General features: G+C 66.3%; 25 protein-coding genes and 1 tRNA gene. 12 read left to right on the top strand and 14 right to left on the bottom strand.

The features are described from left to right. The 6 genes from JHC81_RS09120 to JHC81_RS09095 form a co-directional block, all read right to left on the bottom strand. Positions 1 to 1,273, bottom strand: a 1,273-nt coding sequence (locus JHC81_RS09120) for a UbiD family decarboxylase (RefSeq protein ID WP_292173596.1), incomplete at its 3' end; no start/stop codon positions are given. 9 nt (positions 1,274 to 1,282) lie between these two features. Further along, positions 1,283 to 1,918 (bottom strand): Pr6Pr family membrane protein, encoded by a 636-nt coding sequence (locus tag JHC81_RS09115; RefSeq protein ID WP_292173594.1) that lies wholly within the window; start codon positions 1,916 to 1,918, stop codon positions 1,283 to 1,285. Continuing rightward, positions 1,915 to 2,058, bottom strand: a complete 144-nt coding sequence (locus tag JHC81_RS09110) for a hypothetical protein (RefSeq protein ID WP_292173591.1) — start codon at positions 2,056 to 2,058, stop codon at positions 1,915 to 1,917. Before JHC81_RS09110 ends, JHC81_RS09115 begins: the two co-directional genes overlap by 4 nt. A gap of 2 nt (positions 2,059 to 2,060) precedes the next feature. Beyond that, positions 2,061 to 2,309 (bottom strand): helix-turn-helix transcriptional regulator, encoded by a 249-nt coding sequence (locus JHC81_RS09105; RefSeq protein WP_292173589.1) that lies wholly within the window; start codon positions 2,307 to 2,309, stop codon positions 2,061 to 2,063. A gap of 84 nt (positions 2,310 to 2,393) precedes the next feature. After that, a complete protein-coding gene (locus JHC81_RS09100) occupies positions 2,394 to 3,242 on the bottom strand; it encodes an aldo/keto reductase (RefSeq protein ID WP_292173587.1) in 849 nt (282 codons plus the stop codon). Positions 3,243 to 3,267: 25 nt separating this feature from the next. Further along, positions 3,268 to 4,146 carry an alpha/beta hydrolase gene (locus JHC81_RS09095; protein WP_292173586.1) on the bottom strand — a complete coding sequence of 293 codons (879 nt, stop codon included), beginning with the start codon at positions 4,144 to 4,146 and terminating at the stop codon, positions 3,268 to 3,270. 122 nt (positions 4,147 to 4,268) lie between these two features. Between JHC81_RS09095 and JHC81_RS09090 the strand changes: the two genes are divergently transcribed. The 4 genes from JHC81_RS09090 (at position 4,269) to JHC81_RS09075 (ending at position 6,558) form a co-directional block, all read left to right on the top strand. Then, positions 4,269 to 4,511, top strand: a complete 243-nt coding sequence (locus tag JHC81_RS09090) for a DUF3297 family protein (RefSeq protein WP_292173583.1) — start codon at positions 4,269 to 4,271, stop codon at positions 4,509 to 4,511. Positions 4,512 to 4,587: 76 nt separating this feature from the next. Then, positions 4,588 to 6,027, top strand: a complete 1,440-nt coding sequence (locus JHC81_RS09085; protein ID WP_292173581.1) for a M20/M25/M40 family metallo-hydrolase — start codon at positions 4,588 to 4,590, stop codon at positions 6,025 to 6,027. A gap of 74 nt (positions 6,028 to 6,101) precedes the next feature. Next, positions 6,102 to 6,422: a hypothetical protein gene (locus JHC81_RS09080; protein ID WP_292173579.1), complete on the top strand. Its 321-nt coding sequence runs from the start codon at positions 6,102 to 6,104 to the stop codon at positions 6,420 to 6,422. Between the two features lie 51 nt (positions 6,423 to 6,473). Next, positions 6,474 to 6,558: transfer RNA gene (locus JHC81_RS09075), tRNA-Leu, on the top strand. Positions 6,559 to 6,607: 49 nt separating this feature from the next. Here JHC81_RS09075 and JHC81_RS09070 read toward each other — a convergent pair. From JHC81_RS09070 to JHC81_RS09060, 3 genes are all read right to left on the bottom strand, one after another. Continuing rightward, positions 6,608 to 7,549: a DUF4189 domain-containing protein gene (locus tag JHC81_RS09070; protein ID WP_292173577.1), complete on the bottom strand. Its 942-nt coding sequence runs from the start codon at positions 7,547 to 7,549 to the stop codon at positions 6,608 to 6,610. A gap of 5 nt (positions 7,550 to 7,554) precedes the next feature. After that, positions 7,555 to 8,241, bottom strand: a complete 687-nt coding sequence (locus JHC81_RS09065; protein ID WP_292173574.1) for a hypothetical protein — start codon at positions 8,239 to 8,241, stop codon at positions 7,555 to 7,557. A 149-nt stretch (positions 8,242 to 8,390) separates the two neighbouring features. Then, positions 8,391 to 8,573: a DUF3606 domain-containing protein gene (locus JHC81_RS09060; protein ID WP_013269402.1), complete on the bottom strand. Its 183-nt coding sequence runs from the start codon at positions 8,571 to 8,573 to the stop codon at positions 8,391 to 8,393. A 133-nt stretch (positions 8,574 to 8,706) separates the two neighbouring features. Here JHC81_RS09060 and pyk point away from each other — a divergent pair, with 133 nt between their 5' ends. Both pyk and JHC81_RS09050 read left to right on the top strand, forming a co-directional pair. Further along, positions 8,707 to 10,146, top strand: coding sequence for a pyruvate kinase (gene pyk, locus JHC81_RS09055; protein ID WP_292173572.1), 1,440 nt, complete (start codon positions 8,707 to 8,709; stop codon positions 10,144 to 10,146). A 16-nt stretch (positions 10,147 to 10,162) separates the two neighbouring features. Then, positions 10,163 to 11,203 carry a DNA adenine methylase gene (locus tag JHC81_RS09050; RefSeq protein WP_292173570.1) on the top strand — a complete coding sequence of 347 codons (1,041 nt, stop codon included), beginning with the start codon at positions 10,163 to 10,165 and terminating at the stop codon, positions 11,201 to 11,203. A gap of 8 nt (positions 11,204 to 11,211) precedes the next feature. On the opposite strand, the gene JHC81_RS09045 is transcribed toward JHC81_RS09050, so the two are convergent. Then, positions 11,212 to 11,793, bottom strand: a complete 582-nt coding sequence (locus JHC81_RS09045; RefSeq protein ID WP_292173568.1) for a hypothetical protein — start codon at positions 11,791 to 11,793, stop codon at positions 11,212 to 11,214. A gap of 153 nt (positions 11,794 to 11,946) precedes the next feature. Between JHC81_RS09045 and JHC81_RS09040 the strand changes: the two genes are divergently transcribed. Further along, a complete protein-coding gene (locus JHC81_RS09040) occupies positions 11,947 to 12,168 on the top strand; it encodes a hypothetical protein (RefSeq protein WP_292173567.1) in 222 nt (73 codons plus the stop codon). Here the strand turns inward: JHC81_RS09040 and JHC81_RS09035 are convergent. Both JHC81_RS09035 and JHC81_RS09030 read right to left on the bottom strand, forming a co-directional pair. Then, the gene (locus JHC81_RS09035; RefSeq protein WP_292173565.1) at positions 12,165 to 12,791 is read right to left on the bottom strand and encodes a ribonuclease HII; all 627 of its coding nucleotides are present in this window, start codon (positions 12,789 to 12,791) and stop codon (positions 12,165 to 12,167) included. The genes JHC81_RS09040 and JHC81_RS09035 overlap by 4 nt on opposite strands. Continuing rightward, on the bottom strand, positions 12,788 to 13,375 hold the full coding sequence (locus JHC81_RS09030; protein ID WP_292173562.1) for a DNA-3-methyladenine glycosylase I: 588 nt from the start codon (positions 13,373 to 13,375) through the stop codon (positions 12,788 to 12,790). Before JHC81_RS09030 ends, JHC81_RS09035 begins: the two co-directional genes overlap by 4 nt. Positions 13,376 to 13,471: 96 nt before the next feature. Between JHC81_RS09030 and JHC81_RS09025 the strand changes: the two genes are divergently transcribed. From JHC81_RS09025 to JHC81_RS09010, 4 genes are all read left to right on the top strand, one after another. Beyond that, entirely contained in the window at positions 13,472 to 15,727 is a 2,256-nt protein-coding gene (locus JHC81_RS09025; RefSeq protein WP_292173559.1) for a S9 family peptidase, read from the top strand. Positions 15,728 to 15,975: 248 nt separating this feature from the next. Next, a complete protein-coding gene (locus JHC81_RS09020) occupies positions 15,976 to 17,301 on the top strand; it encodes an amidase (RefSeq protein WP_292173600.1) in 1,326 nt (441 codons plus the stop codon). A gap of 37 nt (positions 17,302 to 17,338) precedes the next feature. Next, positions 17,339 to 17,797, top strand: a complete 459-nt coding sequence (locus tag JHC81_RS09015) for a low affinity iron permease family protein (RefSeq protein ID WP_292173558.1) — start codon at positions 17,339 to 17,341, stop codon at positions 17,795 to 17,797. Next, entirely contained in the window at positions 17,794 to 18,069 is a 276-nt protein-coding gene (locus JHC81_RS09010) for a SemiSWEET transporter (protein ID WP_292173556.1), read from the top strand. Before JHC81_RS09015 ends, JHC81_RS09010 begins: the two co-directional genes overlap by 4 nt. 103 nt (positions 18,070 to 18,172) lie before the next feature. On the opposite strand, the gene JHC81_RS09005 is transcribed toward JHC81_RS09010, so the two are convergent. Together JHC81_RS09005 and JHC81_RS09000 are read right to left on the bottom strand one after the other, a co-directional pair. Then, a complete protein-coding gene (locus JHC81_RS09005) occupies positions 18,173 to 19,456 on the bottom strand; it encodes a lytic murein transglycosylase (protein ID WP_292173554.1) in 1,284 nt (427 codons plus the stop codon). Positions 19,457 to 19,799: 343 nt separating this feature from the next. Then, entirely contained in the window at positions 19,800 to 20,270 is a 471-nt protein-coding gene (locus JHC81_RS09000; protein ID WP_292173551.1) for a hypothetical protein, read from the bottom strand. A 188-nt stretch (positions 20,271 to 20,458) separates the two neighbouring features. Here JHC81_RS09000 and JHC81_RS08995 point away from each other — a divergent pair. Next, a partial coding sequence (locus tag JHC81_RS08995) for a ribosomal protein bL36 (RefSeq protein WP_292173598.1) occupies positions 20,459 to 20,529 on the top strand: 71 nt, incomplete at its 3' end.

The following is a 20,529-nucleotide window of genomic DNA, read 5'->3' as shown; positions in this document are numbered from 1 at the left end:
ACATGACCTGTTTCCAGTCGCGGGCGTCGATGTCGTCGTCCACGACGATGACCCATTTGGTGTACATGAACTGGCGCAGATAGCTCCAGACGCCCAGCATCACCCGCTTGGCGTGGCCGGGATAGGCCTTCTTCATCGACACCACGGCGATGCGGTAGGAACAGCCCTCGGGCGGCAGCCAGAAGTCGGTGATCTCCGGAAACTGCGCCCGCAGCAGCGGAATGAAGACTTCGTTCAGCGCCTCGCCGAGCACGCTGGGCTCGTCCGGCGGACGGCCGGTGAAGGTGGTCAGATAGATGGGGTCACGGCGCATGGTGATGGCCGTCACCTGGAAGACCGGGAAGGTCTCGACCGAGTTGTAGTAGCCGGTGTGGTCGCCGTAGGGGCCCTCGGGCGCATGCTCGTCCAGCAGGACGTGCCCTTCCAGCACGATCTCGGCATTGGCCGGGACCATGAGGGGCACGGTTTTGCAGGGCACCAGCTCGGCCTTCTGGCCGCGCAATAGGCCCGCGAACTGATATTCGGACAGGGTGTCCGGGACCGGCGTCACGGCCGCCAGTATGGTGCCCGGATCGGCCCCCAGAACGACGGCGCAGGGCAGGGGCTCGCGCTTTCCGGCCTTCTTGTGCCGGGCGTAGTGCTGGGCCCCGCCGCGATGGGCCAGCCAGCGCATGACGGCCTTGTCCTTGCCGAGCACCTGCATGCGATAGATGCCCAGGTTGAAGTCGTCCTCGCGGTCGTCGCTGGGTCCCTTGGTGACGACGAGGCCCCAGGTGATCAGGGGCGCCGGCTCACCGGGCCAGCAGCCCTGGACGGGCAGGGCCGTCAGATCGATCTGATCGCCCTTCAGCACGACCTCCTGCACCGGAGCCTTCTTCACCACCTTGGGCCGCATCGACATGACGGTCTGGGCCAGCGGCAGCATCTGGACCGCATCCGACAGACCGCGCGGCGGCGTCGGATTGCGCAGGAAGGCCAGCAGTTCGCCGACCTCGCGCAGTTCTGCGGCGGTGGTGCGGACCTTCTTCTCCATGGTCACGCCCATGGCCACCCGCTTCACCGTGCCGAACAGATTGGCCAGGCAGGGGATCGGACTGATCGAACCGTCCGGCATGACCGGCTTTTCAAACAGCACCGCCGGTCCGCCGTTGCGCAGCAGCCGGGTCTGGATTTCGGTCATCTCCAGATGTGTCGAGACCGGCTCGGTCACGCGGACGAGCTCGCCCTCAGCTTCCAGCATGGTCATGAAGTCGCGCAGGGATTTATAGGCCATGCCGGTGGATTAGGCGGACACGGGCGTCCTGTCACGTGATGGCAGGCTGCGGTCGATCGCCACGACCACCAGTCCGACAATCAGGAAGAACATCAGCAGGCCTGCGAAATAACCAGCGGTGCGGGCCAACCCCAGTTCACTGACATCGACGAACCAGTAGGGCCACCAGTCGGTGGCAAATCCGTGAATCAGGGTCCAGCCGCCATAGGCCAGGGGAAACAGCAGCCACCGTGCCGGATCACGCCATGTCAGCTGCCCGCGAGGAACGAAGACCAGCCAGTCGATCAGCATGGCGCCGGGCATGACGTAGTGCAGCAGTATGTTGACGACATAGGCCCAGCCCTGCGGGTTCCAGGTGGCATGCAGCAGGAAATGATACACCAGCCCGACGACCACCGCGTACATGGTCACCGCCGCCCGCGCGCCGGGTGTCGCCATCGCCCGTCCCGCGCCGGTGCGGCCCGCGATCACCGGCAGCAACATGGCCAGCATCACCAGCACATTGGTCAGGATGGTGAAGAAGCTGAAGAAGTTCAGGGTCAGGGCGGCGATGCGGCCCGGGTCCGTCCCGATCATCAAACCATACTGAAGACCCAGCGCGAACAGGCCGACCAGGGCGAACACGCCGCGCCAGAGCGTCTTCACGACACCATCATCCCGACGCAGAGGCCCAGCCCCACGACGATGCCGAGGGCCGCACCGATCTTCAGGGCTGTCGTATCGCCCCGAGCGTCACGCCACCCGGCCTTGAAGCCCGACCAGAACAGCGCCCGTTTCCCGAACATCGTCAGTACGCCCGCGTGTCTGACGTCAGCGCCCAAAGCGGCAGGTGCAGGGCCTTGATGGCGGTTCCGACGTGCAGACTGTCCAGATGGGCACGACCGGCCTCGATGCGCCGCTGCTCTTCGGGGCTCAGGTCCATCAGCCGGGCCAGCGCCTCGACACTCAGACCACGCCGCTCGCGCCAGTGCTTCAGCCGGGCCCCGACGGCCGCATCCGCCGGATCGACGGCTGGAAACCCGTGCACAGACCCCATGCGCCTCTCCCTTGAGCCACGCTCCCCAGATTTCATGGAGCGCTGACGTCGCCTTGCCCTATCGGCCCGTCTGCGCGGGCCTGATCACCATTCGTGGTCCCATTCAAACGCCTTGTCCAGCCAGTCGCCAAGGCGGCCATCGGGCCGGGCCAGGGCATGAATGCGATCCATGTCCTCGTCCGTCAGGGTGAAGTCGAAGATGTCGAAGCTCTCCTCGGCGCGGTGCACCTTGGTGGTGCGCGGGATGGCGATCACGTCCTGCTGGATCAGCCAGCGCAGGGTGACCTGGGCCGCCGACTTGCCGTGGCGCTCGCCGATCTCCTTCAGGGTCGGATCGTCCGCGACCTGGCCCTGCGCGAGGGGCGACCAGGCGGTGATGGACGACCCCAGCTCCCGGGCGGTTTCCAGCAGTTTCGTCAGCTTCAGGTAGGGGTGGTATTCGACCTGGTTGGTGACCAACCGGGCCTTCGACAGGTCCTGCGCCTCGCGGAACTGGGCCGAGGGGAAGTTGGACAGGCCGATGTTGCGGGTGAAGCCCTTCTCCTTGGCCTCGTTTAGCGCCACGATCGTCTCGGCAAACGGCGGCGTCGTCTTGGGCCAGTGCAGCAGCAGCAGGTCGGGGGTGAAGCCGAGGCTGGCGGCGGATTCCTCGGCCTGTTTCAGCAGACCCGCATGGTCGAAATGCTCGACCCAGATCTTGGTCGTCAGCCAGATATCCTCGCGTGCGACATGTCCCGCCGCGATCGCATCACGGATGCCGTCGCCGACCGCCGCCTCATTCTTGTAGATCCAGGCCGTATCGATATGGCGGTATCCGATCCTCAGGGCCTCGGCCACCATGCGCCGCGCGTCAGCGGGCTCCAGCTGCCAGGTGCCGAAGCCGAGCAGGGGGATGGTGTTCCCATCGACGGTGATCGTGGCTTGGTCGGTCATGGCGCGCTCCTGTGCAGGGAGCCGTTTAACTAGGACCCGTGGCGGCGGGTTCAACCAGCCAGCCGAAAATCTCGTCCCAAAGGCGCTCCATGCGCGGCCGAAAGGCGCCTTCGTGCCCTATCCGCTTCACGCCATAGTCGGCTGGCGTCCGGACCATGACGTCGGACGGAGCATTCGGATAGGCCTTCAGCATGTCGGCGGCCGTACGTGGCGTCGCGATGGGATCGTCGGGAAAGACCCAGGATCGGATCGGTGCGGTGACGGCCTCGAAATGATGCGGGAGCAGGCGATCGGCCAGCTCGTCGCGGAAATAGGTCGGCTTCAGGCACCAGCGCCGCCAGGTCGTGAACACGCCGCGCGGCAGATCGGCCCCGCTCCACAACCCGCCGCTCCTGACATAGCCGTGCCGCCACAGGCTGAACGGGCCCAGCCCGAACCAGAAGAACAGCTCGATCGGATTGTAGCGGCGGTGATGATGGCCCCAATAGCCGCTACCGACACTCACGAAAGCATGGCGGGCGATGCGGTCGTGGTTGGGCATGAAGCCCATAAAATGGCCGCCGACGCTGTGGCCCACATGCACGATCGGCAGACCCGGCGCGGCCTCGATCAGGGCGTCCAGGGCGGCGGGCATGTCCAGCCGACCCCAGTCGGGATAGTCCATCTGCATGGCTCTCAAGTCATCGGGCCGCGACCCTGCGATGCCTCGAAAGTCATAAGTGAGCACCGCGGCACCCCGACCGGCCAGATGCCGGGCGAACCGTTCGTAAAACCGCTTCGGAAACCCTGTGCCCGAACTGACCAGCACGGCCACCCGTGGAGTTTTAGCCGACACCAGGCGCATGGACAGCGAATAGCCGTCGGCAGCCGCAGCCGTGAAATCACGCAGGATGAGATCGCTCATGATCCAGGTCCGTCTTTATTCGAAACGAACATAGGCGGGTGACGCTACGTCAGGTCAAGAGGGCCTTGGTATCGCGCGCACGGTCAGTTAAAGCCGCCTGACATTTTTCCCGAGACCCGTTCATGACCGACCTTCCCGACCGCCTGTCCGTCGATCCCGACAGCCCGTTCCACGATGCCGATCTGCTGGCCAAGGGCATCGGCGTTCGCTTCAAGGGCGAGGAAAAGACGAATGTCGAGGAATACTGCATCTCCGAAGGCTGGGTCCGCCTGGCCGTCGGCAACCGCGTCGACCGCCGCGGCAAGGCTCTGACAGTTAAGCTGCAAGGGCCGGTCGAGGCTTGGGTCAAGGGCGAAGAGGCCTAGGTCGCGATAGTCGCTTCCCGCGGTACGAGGTGCCCGCTACGGTTCGCTCTGCCTTCTTGAGTCCCCCGGAGCCGTCATGCGCCTGTCCGCCCGCCTTCTCTGCGCCAGTGCGCTTGCTTTTGGTCTGTCCGCCGCTCCGGCCCTGGCGCAAGACGCCCGCACCATCCGCGAGGCAGAGCAGCTGCGCGACCGGGCGCTGGACAGCAATGTCGCCTACGCGCTGGTGTCCGAGCTGACGACGCGGTTCGGCCCGCGCTTGGCGGGTTCGGCCTCGGAACAGGCCTCTGCGCGCTGGGGCGCGGACAAGTTCCGCGAAATGGGCTTCGACAATGTCTCAATCGAACAGTTTCCCCTGGCCCTGTGGACGCGGGGCGAGGCACGGGTGGAGATTGTCGGGCCCTTCGCCCAGCCGCTGAACATCGTCTCCCTGGGCGGATCCATCGCGACCCCGGCAGAAGGCATCGAGGGCGAGGCCGCGATTTTCGAAACCTATCAACAGATGCTGGACCAGCCCGAGGGCGCGCTGACCGGCAAGATTGCCATCGTCCTTCAGGACACGGTCCAGTCCCAGGACGGGCGCGGCTATGGCGCGACCTCGCCCATTCGCGGCGCGGGCCCGACCGAGGCGGCAAAACGCGGGGCCATCGGCTATGTGCTGCGGTCGCTGGGGACGCACGACCATCGGTTTGCCCACACGGGCGCGACGCGGGTGGGCGAGGGGACGATCCCGGCCTTTGCCATGAGCCCGCCGGACGCCGACCAGCTGCGCCGTATCGGGCGGCTGTCGGACGAGCCGCTGCGCATCCGCCTGTTCTCCACCGCCGGTTTCACCGCCGACAGCGTCAGCCAGAATGTGGTGGGCGAAGTGCGCGGCTCCGGTCCGGATGCTGACGAAGTCATCGTCATCGGCGGCCATCTGGACAGCTGGGATCTGGGCACGGGGGCCATAGACGACGGGGCGGGCGTGGCGATCACGGCGGCGGCCCTGAAGCTGATCGAGGATATGCCGCGCAAGCCCCGCCGGACCATCCGCGTCGTCTGGTGGGGATCCGAAGAGGTCAGCCAGCCGCCGCCCGCCCAGGGCCTGGCCGGGGCCCGTCACTATGCCGAGACGCGCCGCGATCAGATGGCGAACCATGTCGCCATTTCCGAAAGCGACTTCGGCGCAGGCCCGATCTACAGCCTGGCCCTGCCCGCAGGCGCAGCGGACACCGATTTCCGGCGCGCGGCGCAAGGCGTGCTGACGCCGCTGGGCGTGCTGTTCGATCCGGCTCCGGCGACGGGCGGCGGACCGGATACCAGCCCGACCGTGGCCCTGGGCGTTCCGGCGTTTCGTCTGAACCAGGACGGTACGGACTATTTCGACACCCATCACACCGCCGACGACGTGCTGGACCGGATCGATCCGGAGGCCATGACCCAGAACGTCGCCGCCTGGGCCGCCTTCCTGTGGCTGCTGGCCAACTCCGACGTCGATTTCCGGGCAGCCGCGGCTGCGCCTGCGCCGTCGAATTAGGGACTCGTCAAACCGCGTTCGGATAGGTCAGGCTGAAAACCTCGGTTCAACCGCTCGAATCAAATGGGGGCACCATGAGCGACTATGATCCCGTCCGGTATCAGGACACCCGCAATGAAGGCGGCCCGCCGCCCAGCACCGGCCTCGCCGTCGGTTCCCTGATCACCGGCATCATTGCCCTGGTGCTGTCGCTGATCCCGTTCATCGGATTCATTTCCTGGATCCTGGCACCAGCCGGGCTGATCATGGGCGTCATCGCGGTCAACAAGCCGGCGGGCAAGGGCCTGGCCATCGGCGGCATCGTCACCTCGGCCATCGCCCTGATCATCTGCGTGCTGTGGGTCGTCGGCATGGGTGCGATCATGGGGTCGGCGGCCGCCAGCGGCGGCTATTGATCCCGAGCCGCATGGCCGAAGCCGTCCGGCGCTGCTAGACAGTCCGCGCCTGCGAGCGTGGCGAAATTGGTAGACGCAACAGACTTAAAATCTGTCGGCTTCGGTCTTGCGGGTTCGACCCCCGCCGCTCGCACCACGGCTCCAAAGCCACCCCAACTCCCGTAGTAGAGGCGGCACCGTAAGCGCTACTCTGGCCTGCCCGTCTCGAAATTGTGCACGAACAGGCCGGAACGGCGGCTGTCATAGGCGTGCTGAGGGCGGCACCGCATGCCTTGTTGCCGACACCAGGCGTTGACGGCTGCCACGGCACGGCTGCCGGTGCGTTCGGGCAGGGCGCTGTTCCGCTGCTCGCTGGCAAAGGTCTGGACCACGCCGTTGCCGGCCACAGCCCAATAGACACAGGTCAAGCCCGTCGCCTGCTGGCAGGCTGTCACGGCTGCATTGGTGGCTTCGGCCTCGCTCCGGTGGCCCGTTGCGATCCAGGCGCGGTTGCGCGGCGGCGGCGCATTGGCGTCACCCGTGTCCTGTGGCCAGGCCCCTGCACCATACAGCTTGAGATCGCGCGGCAGCCGGGGCTGAATGCGCTGACGGCCAGAGCCATAGGTGCCGACGATCTCGCACGGCGTGGGCTGTTCCCGCCGACAGGCGTTCAGGGCCGACTGCCGGGCCTCGTTGCCGTTTCGGCCCCACCCACTGGTCAGATAACCGTTCCAGTCGCGGGCTATGGCCATGTCCGAGTTCTGCCACTCGCCCACGGACACGCAGCCCCCACCCATCGCTTGCTGACACAAGGCCATCACCTTGGGCTCGGCCCCATTGGGACCATCGAAATTACCTTCCATCCAGAGGCCATCCACGTCGGGATGCATGGCGATCGAGGCGTAGGTGTTGATGATGCGCGGCGGCGGTGCGGGAGCCGCCGGCTGGCTGTTCCTCGGTACGCAAATCGGATGGGGTGCGACCCCGTTGCCCGGATTGTGCATGCCGACCATCCTGTCGTTGGGCGTGTCGCCAGGACAGGCGTACTGGGCCTGGGCCGGCGACGTCACCGCGAACAGCCCCAGGGTCGTGCCGATGACCAACAGGATCGCGCGATAGCGGATCAGGATTGCAGTCAGAATACTCACGGCCGTCAAAGCTCCAGCGGCGGGTTGCGGATATCATCGACCAGTTCCCAGCAGGTCGCGGTCGGACGGAACAGGAGGTAGCCTCCGGATCCCGTCTCCTGGACCAGATCGCCCAGGCCGTCGCCCAGATCGCGCGGCGGCGGCGTCAGGTCTTTCTCGAAGATGCCGGGCAGCCAGTCGACGCGATTGCGTCCGTCGCCCGCCTGATTGATCTCGACCTGGACGTAGCGAAGCGATTTCGGATCGCCGCCATTCCGGTCGAACTGCGCCGCCGATTCGGAGGTGACGTAGAAATAATCCATGGTGGCGACGGGGTAGGGATCCTCATCGGCATAGGTCTGACGCGACAGGCGACGCGACTGGCCCGTCTGGCCAAAGCTGATCGGGTCGGCGGTATAGCGTTCGCGCACCCGCCAAGAGCCGGTGAAGGCGGTGAAGAAGCCTCTGAAATCATTCTGTCGGCAGGCCGCCTCGGCCATCTGCAGACGGATGCTGTCGCTTTCGGTCATCACAGGACGGTCGCGGACGGCGGCGGTCTGGGTTTCCACGACGACCGCTTCAGCGCGCTCGGCTTGCGCGACGGGCGCCGGGGTGGCGACTACAGCGGACGCGTCGGCCTTCTCGCTGCCGCAGGCGCCGGTCGATATCGAGGCAAGGACGGCGATCAACGCCGTGAACTGAAAGCGATCCATACGTTCCCCACAGGATTGGGCGCACAGCCTCATCGTGCAGCGCCGATCTAGAAGACCGCGCTGCTACAGACGATGGATCGCGATGCACCATGACACTGGATCGGTCGCCTTTCGCGATCCTGTCGCCTTGCGGCACCCTCAGCCTGAAGTCAGCGCTTCTTGCCCAGTTCGGCGGCAATGTCCTTGACCATGCGACCGGCCTTGCGGTGGGCGGCGGTGATCTGATCGCGCGTCACGCCCCAGCGTTTCATCCAGTATTCGACGGCCTGACGTTCGGACAGGTCCAGCCGGTCCTTGTCGATGAAGCCGCGCTTGTCCTTCAGTCCGGCCATTTCTGGTGCCTCTGTCTCTGTCCGAGCTCTGCATAGCGCATAACTTCGTGTTTCGCGCGGCGATCGCGGCTTAACCGCAGCGCGTTTCGTGGGCACAAGGATGCATCATCCCTCTTGCCCGCATGGACTTTCGATGATCAGAGCCCGCCGCGCCCGCATCGTCGCCACCCTGGGACCGGCCAGCCGCGCGCCCGGCACGGTCAAGGCCTTGGCCCAGGCCGGGGTGGATGTCTTCCGTCTGAACTTCAGCCACGGCACGCATGAGGATCATGCGGCGGCCCTGAAGGCCGTGCGGGGCGCGGAAATGGCGCTGAAACGACCGCTGGGCGTGCTGGCCGACCTTCAAGGACCCAAGCTGCGGCTGGGCCGGTTCGCCGAGGTCGAGATCGACGTCAAGCCGGGCCACAGGATGCGCTTCGACCTGGATCCCACGCCCGGCGACGCCACGCGGGTGGAGATGCCGCATCCGGAAATTTTCAAGGCCCTGCGGACCGGCATGCTGCTGCTGCTCGACGACGGGCGGGTGCGGCTGCGGGTTGGCGAGCGCACCGACGAATGGGCCGATGTGACGGTCGAAAGCGGCTCCAAGCTGTCGGATCGCAAGGGTGTGGCGGTACCCGAGGCGGTCGTGCCGGTTTCGGCCCTGACGCCCAAGGATCGCGAGGACCTGGCCTTCGCCCTGCGCATCGGCGTGGACTGGGTGGCGCTGAGCTTCGTCCAGAAGGCCGAGGACATGGCCGAGCTGAAACAGCTGGTGAAGGGCCGTGCCGCCTGCCTGGCCAAGATCGAAAAGCCCCAGGCCCTGGCCCAGCTGGACAGCATTCTGGACTATTGCGACGGCGTCATGGTCGCGCGCGGCGATCTGGGCGTCGAGCTGGAGCCCGAAGAGGTTCCGGTGGCTCAGAAGATGATCATCCGCGCCGCCCGCCAGCGCGGGGTGCCGGTCATCGTGGCGACCCAGATGCTGGAGAGCATGACCGCCGCCCCCGCGCCGACCCGCGCCGAGGCCTCGGACGTCGCCAATGCCGCCTATGAGGGGGCCGATGCCTTGATGCTGTCGGCCGAAACGGCCTCGGGCCAGTATCCGCTCGAGTCCGTGGCGGTGATGAGCCGGATTATCGAGCGGGTCGAAAGCGACCCCCTGTGGCCCGGCCTGATGGACGCCGAACACGCCGGCATGGACGATATCGACGCCGATGCCCTGGTCGCGGCGGCGGGCAAGGCGGCCCAGGCGCAGTCGACGGCCTGTATCGTGGTGTTCACCACCCTGGGCGGGACGGCGCGGCGCATGGCGCGCGAGCGGCCTTTGCTGCCGGTTCTGGCTCTGACGCCCAATCCGGACACTGCGCGCAGGCTGGCTCTGGTCTGGGGTCTGGAAACCCGGCTGGGCAAGGAGCCGACGTCGCTGGAAGACGTCACCGACGACGCGGTCAAGAGCGCCATGAGCTATGGCCTGGCGCAGCCGGGACAGAGGGTGCTGATCCTGGCCGGGACGCCCTTCGGTGCGCCGGGGGCTGCGAATCTGCTGCGACTGGCCCATGCTCCAGCGAAGGGCGGCAAGTCGCGCGCCTGATCCTACAAGGATCGGCATGATCAAATACATCGGTTCCAAACGGGCGCTGCTGACCCAGATCGCATCGGCGGTCAGTGGTCGGCTGCCCGATGGGGGACTGGTCTGCGATCTGTTTTCAGGCACCGCCCGGGTCGGGCACGCGCTGAAGAAACAGGGCTTCCGCGTCTGGTCCAACGACGTCAACGCCTATGCCCATGTGCTGGCCACCGCATATGTGCAGGCGGATCGCGAGCGGTGGGAGGCCAAGGCCGAGACGGTGCTTGCCGAGTTGCGGACGGTGACGCCCCAGGCCGGCTGGTTCACCCGCGCCTTCTGCGAGGACGCCCGCTATTTCACGCCCGAGAACGGTGCGCGCATCGACGCCATCCGCGACCGGATCGCGGCTCTGACATTGGAGCCCGAACTGGAAGCCATTGCCCTGGTCAGCCTGATGGAGGCCGCGGACCGGGTCGATTCCACCGCCGGGGTGCAGATGGCCTATATGAAGGCCTGGGCTGCGCGGGCGTTGAAGCCGCTGGAACTGCGGATGCCCGACATCTTGCCGGGCGTGGCGGCGGGGCCGTGCCGGGCGACGCAAGCGGATGCGGTCGAACTGGCCCCGGAGGTCGAGGCCGATCTGGTCTATCTGGACCCGCCGTACAATCAACATTCCTATCTCGGCAACTACCACTGCTGGGAAAGCCTGGTGCTGTGGGACAGGCCTGAAACCTATGGCGTCGCCAACAAGCGGATCGACGTGCGCACGCGCAAGAGCCCCTTCAACAGCCGCCCCGGCATCGCGCCTGCCCTGAAGGCTGTGATCGACGGGGTGAAGACCCCCAATCTGGTCGTGTCCTTCAACGACGAAGGGTATCTGTCACGCGATCAGCTGGTCGAGATGCTGTCGGTGCGTGGCGAGGTGCAGGTCATCGAGATCCAGCACCCGCGCTACGTCGGGGCCCGCATCGGCATCCATAATCCCAAGGGCGAGAAGGTCGGGACCGTGGGGCGGCTGCGCAATGTGGAATATCTGTTCGTGGTCGGCGATCGGCCTCTGAAGCTGGCCGACGCCGCCTGACTTCGGACCTAGCGCTCGGTTCGTTCGCGATACTGCGGCGCGTCGGCTCTGGGCACAGTGCCTGTCGGCGTCATCCCGGCGGCAGATTCAACCAGTTGAAGCGCCAGCTGATTGGTTTCGGGGGCCGAAATTCGCCCGTTGGCACTGAGCTGGCAGATGTAGAACATGCCGATGTCGAGAAACGCCGTCCGCTCGCTGGTGGCCGACAGGGCCGTGGCGGTCTGGGCGATGGCCGCAGACATGGCCGCAGCCGCCTCCATGTTACCGCTGTCGCTGGCGTCCGACGCCGCCGCTGTCATACCGGCCAGCACGCTGGCAGGTGCCTCGGCATTCGCGCTGGCATCCAGGCTTCCGCTCGTGGCCCGGGCGGTCATGGCCCGCTGCATGCAGATATTGCCGCTCTCATAAATCACGCCGGCATTCACGTCGTTGCTCCAGACGAAGAGCGTGCCGATCGTCCGCACGGGCCCATTGGGGGGTTGGGCTCGCGTCGCCACCGACAGATAGCTTCGGGTTCCGGGCTTCGGCAGGGTGTCGCAGGCGGCGATGGCCAGGGACGCGACCGCGATGGCTATGACTGACGTTTTCATGATTGCCCCTCTCTTGCGACCTCAGGTTGGGCTGCACACGCTATGCGAGTCAATAACGCTGTTTGCTGGACGTGTCATGGTGCAACCGTGGCGCTGCAGCGACCTGCGGACTTCATCTCAGGAACCGCTGTTGGCCAAGGCCGTTAAGCCGACATGGAACCGTCACGCTACACCCCCGCGAGCCAGCCCGCCGATGCCTTCGACGCCATGCGTCGCAGCGAGGCGCAGACCTTTGGTCGCCGCCCTGTCGCCAGGGCAGTGGCTCAGCCGCAGTCCGACAGCTACGACCGCGTCCAGACCTGGGCCGTCATCGCCTTGGGCGGTATGATTGCAGCCCTCGCTGGCGCGCTGGCTGGTAGCGGCCTGTCGCTTTAGGCCTCCAGCAGCGCCCTGATCGGTGCCCAGCTGCGGCGATGCGCCGGGCAGGGGCCGAGGGTTTTGAGAGCCTGTGAATGAATGGGGGCATTGTAGCCCTTGTGTCCCGCGAAGCCGTAGCCGGGATACTGCCCATCCAGTTCGATCATCAGCCGATCCCGCGCCGTCTTGGCCAGGATGGAGGCCGCCGCGATCGACAGCGACAGGCTGTCCCCCTTGATCACGGTCTGGACATCGCAGGGCAGTTTGAAGCGGTAATTGCCATCCACCAATGCCGCCACGGGTTGGACCGACATCGCCTCGATGGCCCGGCACATGGCCAGGCCGGTGGCGTGCAGGATGTTCAGTTCCGCGATCTCCTCCACCGTAGCAAAGCCGACGCCCCAGGCTAGGGCGCGGGCCTTGATCACCGGCTCCATCTCGAACCGGCGCTTTTCCGTCAGCGCCTTTGAATCGTCGATGCCGGGCGGCAGGTCGTCGGCGTTCAGGATGACGGCCGCCGCCGACACCGGCCCGGCCCATGGCCCGCGACCGGCCTCGTCCACACCGCAGACCGGCCCGCCGGCCGCACGCGACAGGTCGGTCTCCAGCGACAGGGAAGGGATGTTGCGAACCGCAGTCATGGCCGCGCCATCGCACGAACCTGGGCGTGGCGAAAGCACCGCGTCTGATGATCGTTGACCATCCCCACGGCCTGCATGAAGGCATAGACGATGACCGGCCCGCAGAAGGTGAAGCCGCGCGCCTTCAGCGCCTTGGTCATGGCGACGGATTGCGGCGTCTGGGTCGGCCCGACGCGATAGTCGGACCAGGTATTCTGGATGGGCTGGCCGTCCACGAACGACCACAGCCAGGCAGAAAAATCCTCGCCCTCGTCGCGCATCTTGAGCCAGATCTGCGCGCCCCTGATCGCGCTGTTGATCTTGGCGCGTGAGCGGATGATGCGGGCATCGCCCAGCAGGCGCTGGATATCGGCCTCGCCATAGCGGGCCACGATCTCGGGATCGAAGTTTTCGAAAGCATCGCGGATACCCTCGCGCTTTCGCAGGATGGTGATCCAGGCCAGGCCCGCCTGAAACCCGTCCAGCACCAGCTTTTCCCACAGGGCGCGGGCGTCATACTCCGGCACGCCCCATTCGGTGTCGTGGTAGGCGACATAGAGCGGATCGGTGCCGCACCAGCCGCAGCGGCCATCGGATTCGGTCATGGCGACAGGATGCCTGCACCGATCCGGCCTGGGAATGGCCGATTGATGCCGCGCAGGGGGTGACGGGGGCAGAATCCCTCTTTAGCGTCCCGGCCCATGCGCAAACACCTTCTCGCCTCCGCCCTGTTTCTGGCCGCCCAGGCCCCCTTCACCGCCGCCCTGGCCCAGAGCGCCGATCCGGCCGTGCTGACGCCCGAGCGGGTGTTCGCCAATCCATCGCTGGCCGGGCCGGTGGCGCGGGGCGTGTCCCTGTCGCCCGACGGCGAACTGGTCGCCTTTCTGCGCTCGCGTGAGGACGACGTGGATGTGCTGGACCTGTGGGCCGCCCCGACGGGCGAGGGCGAGCCGTTCAAGCTGATCGACGCCCGGGCCCTGGTGCCGGACGCCGGTGAACTGTCGGAGGCCGAGAAGGCCCGGCGCGAGCGGATGCGCATCAGCCAGCGCGGCGTGGTCGAATATTTCTGGGACGAACAGGGGCGCTACATCCTGGCCCCGCTTGAGGGCGACGTCTTCCTGGCCGAGCGCGCCGGAGGTGCCGTCCGTCGCCTGACGGAAACCGACGCGGACGAGATCGACGCCAAGGTCTCGCCCAAGGGCAATTTCGTCTCCTGGGTCCGCGATCAGGATCTGGTCGTCTATGACCTGGCGGCGGGCACGGAGGCCCCCGTCACCACCGACGGCGACGGCCTGATCACCTGGGCCACCGCCGAGTTCATCGCTCAGGAGGAGATGGACCGCGACACCGGCTACTGGTGGAGCCCGGACGAACGCTACATCGCCCTTCAGCGCACGGATGAATCCACCGTCGACATCGTTCCTCGCCTGGACATCACCGGCGGCGGGGCCAGCGTGATCGAGCAGCGTTATCCCCGCGCGGGCCGCCCCAATGCGGTGGTCGAACTGTATGTGCAGGACCGTCAGAGCGGCCAGCGGATCAAGGTCGATCTGGGCGAAAACACCGACATCTATCTGGCGCGGGTCAACTGGTCGGCGGACGGGCGGACGCTCTATGTCCAGCGCCAGTCTCGCGATCAGAAGCGGCTGGACCTGCTCAGCGTCGATCCGGCCACGGGGGCGTCGCGTGTGATCGTGACCCAGCGCTCCGACGCCTGGGTGCCCCTGACCAACGACTTCCGCGCGCTGGAGGACGGGACCTTCATCTGGTCGTCCGAAGAGACCGGCTGGCGACATCTGTATCTCTACAACCGCGAGGGCCGTCGCCTGCGGGCGATCACGCGTGGGGCCTATCCGATCAAGGGGTTGAACGGCGTCAATCAGACGACGGGTGAAGTTTTCTTTACCGCCTCCATGCGCGACGGGCGCGAACTGCCGATCGAACAGCAGATGTTCCGCGCCTCGCTGCGCCGGACGGTGACCCCGGTCGCCGTGACGCCAGAAGGTGGCTGGTGGGGCGCATCGATGAACCGGACGGGCACGGCCTATGTCGGCAACTACACCGACCTGAACACGCCGGCGCAGTCGGGCCTTTACCGCGCCGACGGCACCTTTGTGCGCTGGATCGAGGAGAACCGGCTGGACGAGAGCCACCCCTATTTCCCCTATGTCTCCCGCCGCGGTCAGGTCACCTTCGGCGAACTGGAAAGCCACGGCGAGACCCTGGTCTGGCAGATGACCACACCGCCGGGCTTCGATCCGACCAAGACCTATCCGGTGGTGATGCAGGTCTATGGCGGGCCGTCGGGCGGCGGCGTCCGTCGCGGCTGGCAGTCGGCGACCAACCAGCTGCTGACCGAGGCCGGCTATATCGTCTTCCGCCTGGACAACCGGGGCGAGGGCGACCGCTCCACGGCCTTCAAACAGGCGCTCTATCTGAAGATGGGCCAGCCTGAGATCGAGGATCAGGTTCTGGGTGCGAACTATCTGAGATCGCTGTCCTTCGTGGATGACGACCGGATCGCCATGATGGGCTGGTCCTACGGCGGCTTCATGAGCCTGATGGCCATCACGGAGCCGCGCATGGGGCTGGCCGCAGCGGCGTCAGGCGCTCCGCCGACGGAGTGGAGCCTGTACGACACCCACTACACCGAACGCTATATGTCGACGCCCCAGGCCAATGCCGAGGGCTATGCCGCCTCCGACGTCATCCCGCGCCTGCCGAACATGACGGGGCGGCTACTGCTGATGCACGGCATGGCCGACGACAATGTCATCCTGGAGAACTCCACGCGGGTGATCGACGCGCTGCAATCGCGCAGCATGCCGTTCGAACTCATGCTCTATCCCGGCCAGCGCCACGGCGTCCGGGGCAATGAAAGGCAACTGCAGCAATGGCGGACCTATCTCGACTTCTTCGACCGGACCATCGGCGAACGGTCTCGCTCTTCGGACTAGCAGTTTTAGCAACGGCGCTTTCGACCTGCTTCTGGTCCAGCCCGTCGCAGGCTCAGCACCGGCCGATCGCTGTCGCAGCGGACTGCGATCGCGGCGTTGGAAACTGTTGGCGGGATTTGCCTTTAGCAGAGCAGGCTGCGTCGTGGGGCTGTGCGCTAGGTCCGTTAGCTCCACGAAACGTTTCCAACCCAACGCGATTCGGCACCTTCAACTGTATTGAAGATCGCCTGAGAGGGTTGAACAGCGTCCTGGTTTGGGCAGATGGACCTCGGTTCGTAGACTGGTCGGACGTGGAAACGGTGGCGGGTATGCCGATTTTCCTCAAAGACAACATCGAGACCGCCGACATGCCGACAACGGCGGGCTCTCTGGCGTTGGTGAACAACGCGCCGGGACGCGATGCGCCTGTCTCAGCCCGTCTCCGCGCCGCCGGTGCCGTTATCCTCGGCAAGACCAACCTGTCCGAATGGGCCAACATCCGCTCCTCGGAAAGCATCAGCGGCTGGAGCGCTGTGGGCGGTCAGACCCGTAACCCCTACGACCCAGAACGGACCCCCTGCGGCTCGTCGTCCGGAAGCGCCGTCGCCGTGGCCATCGGGCTGGCTCCGGCGGCGATCGGGACGGAGACGGATGGCTCGATCACCTGTCCGGCCTCGGTCAACGGCATCGTTGGCTTCAAGCCGACCGTGGGTCTGGTCAGCCGGACGCATATCGTGCCCATCAGCCATTCACAGGACACCGCGGGTCCGATGACCACGACGGTCGAGGACGCGGCCATCGTGCTGGGCGTCATCGCCGGGTCCGATCCGCTGGACCCCACCACGGCCGAGGCCGATGCGCGCAAGGTCGATTACCGCGCCGCCCTGGATGCCGGGTCCCTGAACGGCGCGCGGATCGGGGTGATGGCCTTCCTGCTGCCGTCCTATTCCGAAGAGACCCGGGCCGCGTTCGAGCGGTCGCTGCAGGCCATGCGCGAGGCCGGCGCGGAGATCGTCGAGATCACCGAGGCCCCGGCCCAGTTCCGTCAGATCGGCGGCTGGGAGCTGACTGTGCTGCTGACCGAGCTCAAGCACGACCTGAACCTGTATCTGGCCTCGACCGACCCACAGCAGGTGCCGACGCGCACCCTCGCCGACGTCATCGCCTTCAATGCCGCCGAGCCGCGCGAGACGGTGCTGTTCGGCCAGGACCTTTTCGAGCGGGCCGAGGCGACCGGTGGCCTGACCGATCCGGCCTATGTTGAGGCGCGGACGAAGTCGTTGCAGGCGGCGGGGCCGGACGGCATCGACCGGATGATGGCCGATCACCGCGTCGTCGCTCTTGTCGCGCCGACCACCTCGCGTGCCTGGACCAACGACCCGGAGGACGAGGACGACATGAAGGGCTCTGCCAGCCGCCTAGCCGCCGTCGCCGGCTATCCGCACCTGACCGTGCCGATGGGCTTCGACCGGGCCATGCCGGTGGGGATCAGCTTCATCGGCGGCCAGTGGGAGGACGCCCGCATCCTGTCGCTGGGACATGCCTTCGAGCAGAAAACCCAGGCGCGGCGGGCACCGGGGCAGCAACCGCAATAGAACCGGAACCGCGCCCAAGCGAAGCGGTTAGGCCGTCATGGAAAAGCTGTTCATCCGGTTCGCGACCCTGACCGCCAAGGTGGCGGGCAAGCCGTGGACCTTCATCGCCTGCCTGGCCGTCGTGCTGATCTGGGCGATCAGCGGGCCGATCTTCAAGTTCAGCGAGACGTGGCAGCTGGTGATCAATACCGGCACGACCATCGTCACCTTCCTGATGGTGTTCCTGATCCAGAACACCCAGAACCGCGACGGGGCGGCCATGCAGGCCAAGCTGGACGAACTGATCTTCGCCATCAAACAGGCCGACGCCCGCTTCATCGGCATCGAACACCTGACCGAGCGCGAACTGGACGCCATCCTGGCCGAAGTCGAGGCCCGCGGCATCGCCGTGCATCAGGGCAAGCCCGCGCGGGCGATCAAGGGCAAGCCGGCCAAGAGGGCCAGCGACATCGAGGCCGAACAGCCCGCGAAGGCCTCGCCCAAGGCCAGGGCATGAGCGATCTGGTCGCCAATGTCGTAGGCACTGCCGCCGCCCTGTGTTCGATCACCAGTTTCGCGCCCCAGATGATCAAGATCTGGAAGGATCGCGACGCCTCCTCGGTGTCGCTCAAGACCTATTCCCTGACGGTGACCTGTTTCGTGCTGTGGACCGCCTATGGGGTCATGACGACCGCCTGGCCCATCGTCGTCGCCAACGCCTGCGCACTGGTCATGGCAGCCGTGGTCCTGGCCATGAAGTGGCGGTTCAGGGACGGAGAGCCGGACTAGGACGTCGTCCCCCTTGTCATCCCGCCGTCGCGGAGAGCCCTTGATGCCCGGCGACGAGACCGCCGCCAATTCCTCCACCCGCAGGGGGAGAAGGAGCCTGGTGCTACCCGCCCCGACGGATCAGTTCGTCGGCGAGGTCGGCGGTCAGGTAGCCGTCGGGGGTGCGGTTGTTGGCGGCCTGCCAGCGGCGGAGCGCATAGCGGGTGTTGGCCCCGATGACGCCGTCCACCCCTTGCGTGTCGAAGCCCATGGCCGTCAGGGCGCGCTGGGCCCCGATGCGCTGGTCGCGCGACAGGGGCGCGTCGTCGGGCCAGGTGCCGACCAGGCCGGGCTTGCCCGCGATGCCGTCCGCCGTCAGGCCGATGGCCAGGGCATAGGAGACCGAGTTGTTGTACTGGCGGATCACATAGTGGTTGGGCAGGGCCAGGAAGGCGGGGCCGCGCGCGCCCTGGGGCAGCAGGATCACGCCGTCCTCGAGCGCTTCCAGCTGGTTCGGACTGCCGCCGTGGGCCAGGCGCACGCCACGCGCCGCCCAGTCGCTCCATTTGTGCTTGGGCCCCTCGGCCTGGGTGTAGTCGAAGTTTGAGGGCAGGATGACCTCATAGCCCCAGGACTGGCCGCGCTTCCATCCGGCCTGGGCCAGGAGGTTGGCGGCAGACGCCAGCGCGTCGGCGTCCGAGCCCCAGATGTCGATCTGGCCGTCGCCGGTCTGATCCACGGCCAGGCGGGTATAGGTGCTGGGCATGAACTGGGTCTGGCCCATGGCCCCGGCCCAGCTGCCCTTCAGGCCCGCGCGCTCGCGCTTGCCATCGATGACGATGTCGAGCGCATTCTTGAGCTCCGTCTCGGCCCAGGCGCGGCGGCGACCGTCATAGGCCAGCGTCGCCAGCGAGCGGATGACGTCATAGTTGCCCTGAACCTGACCGAAAGCGCTTTCATTGCCCCAGATAGAAACTAGGATTTCGGTCGGCACGCCGTATTGCTGGACCACCGCAAAGGGCACGCGCTCGGACAGGCGGCGACCCTGGGCGATGCGGGTCGCGGACGCCGCATTCTGGATATAGGCCCCGGCCGGGCGGCTGAACTCCGGTTGATTACCGTCCAGGCGCACGACGTTGGGGTCCGGTGTCAGGCCCTCCAGCTCGCGCGCATAGAAGGTGGCGCGGTCGCCGCCGTGCCGGGACAGGAAGCCCTGTTTCCAGCCGTCGAAGCCGGCCTGATCGGCGGGGCCGGCCGGGGCGGGCGTGGTCGGCGCGGGCGCAGGTGTCGAGGGTGCAGGCGCGCCGGGCAGCGGAGCGGTCGTCGGGCCGGCGGGCGGGGCCTCGGGCAGCATGGGACCGCAGGCGGCGACGGACAGGAGCAGGAGAAGACTGAATCTGGAACGCATGACGGTACTCTAGCGGCAGGAGGCGGGAGGCGTGATGACAAGTGCGCGAGCCGCAGGGCCGTTGCGTCGCCTGGCGGCGGTTCAGCCTCTCTGGATCGGAGAAAAGGGTAAACCGCGCGCTAACCGCATCTGGAAACGCGGTGGCAAGGGTCCGGCGCGATAAGGAGCGTGCTCTCTGATACGGCCTGGTGGCGGAGGGGCGACGCGGCGGGGGTGCAACCCCGCAGACCCTCCGTTCAACTCGGAGGCCAGGCCTCCAGAGATCGCGGGGCGATCTCTGGTTTGTTAGGGCGCTAGCGTTCGCCGCGCGACGGCTCGCTGCTTGAGCGTGAGCCAGATTCAGCTATGCGGGAAACGCACGGAATTGCCATCCACCCTCTCCGTTCTGAACAAGAATTGCTTCAGACCTCGGCACACAGCGATTGATCGGTTCGCCCATATTCACATGCAGGCCATTGACCGGTCGAACCTCAACGCCATTCTCGTAGACGAAGGCAAAAGCCGAGCTCGGGCCAGACCAATAACCTGCCGCATCAAACAAGCTTTCGAATGCGCGTTCCTCAGGCCGCGCGGTGTGGTTTCGGAGCATGTCTTTCGGTCGTTCCTCCCCGACCACGCAAACCAACGTCCAGTTTTTCGGCTCGAGGGCAACTATTGAAATAGGGTAGCCCTCGGATAATTCTGTTGAGAGCGCCTTGTCGAAAGCGTGATCTGCGGCTGACATTGGTGGTGATGCCCCACAGGCTGAAATTCCGACCGATGCGAACACCGCCGCCAACAGGAACGCGGCCGGACAACCCGAGCGCATGGTCATGATGTCGTTCTCCTTGATTGCTGCCCGCAATCTCATTCAGCAGATACCAAGAGCGCTCATTTCAAACCACCCGTTCGCGGTTGACGTCTCCGCCAACCCCCACTATACGCCCCGTTCCGCCGCTGGTCCGCCCATCAATTGGGGGCCGGGGGCTTTTCTATTTTTGATTTTGATTCAGGACGAAGACCATGAAGGTCCGCAGCTCGCTCAAGTCGCTCAAGACCCGCCACCGCGACTGCAAGGTCGTGCGCCGCAAGGG

Origin of the sequence: Brevundimonas sp., assembly GCF_016463295.1 — a bacterium.
GTDB lineage: Bacteria > Pseudomonadota > Alphaproteobacteria > Caulobacterales > Caulobacteraceae > Brevundimonas.
Note: the sequence above shows the minus strand (reverse complement) of the source record. Positions and strands in the feature narration are given on the sequence as shown.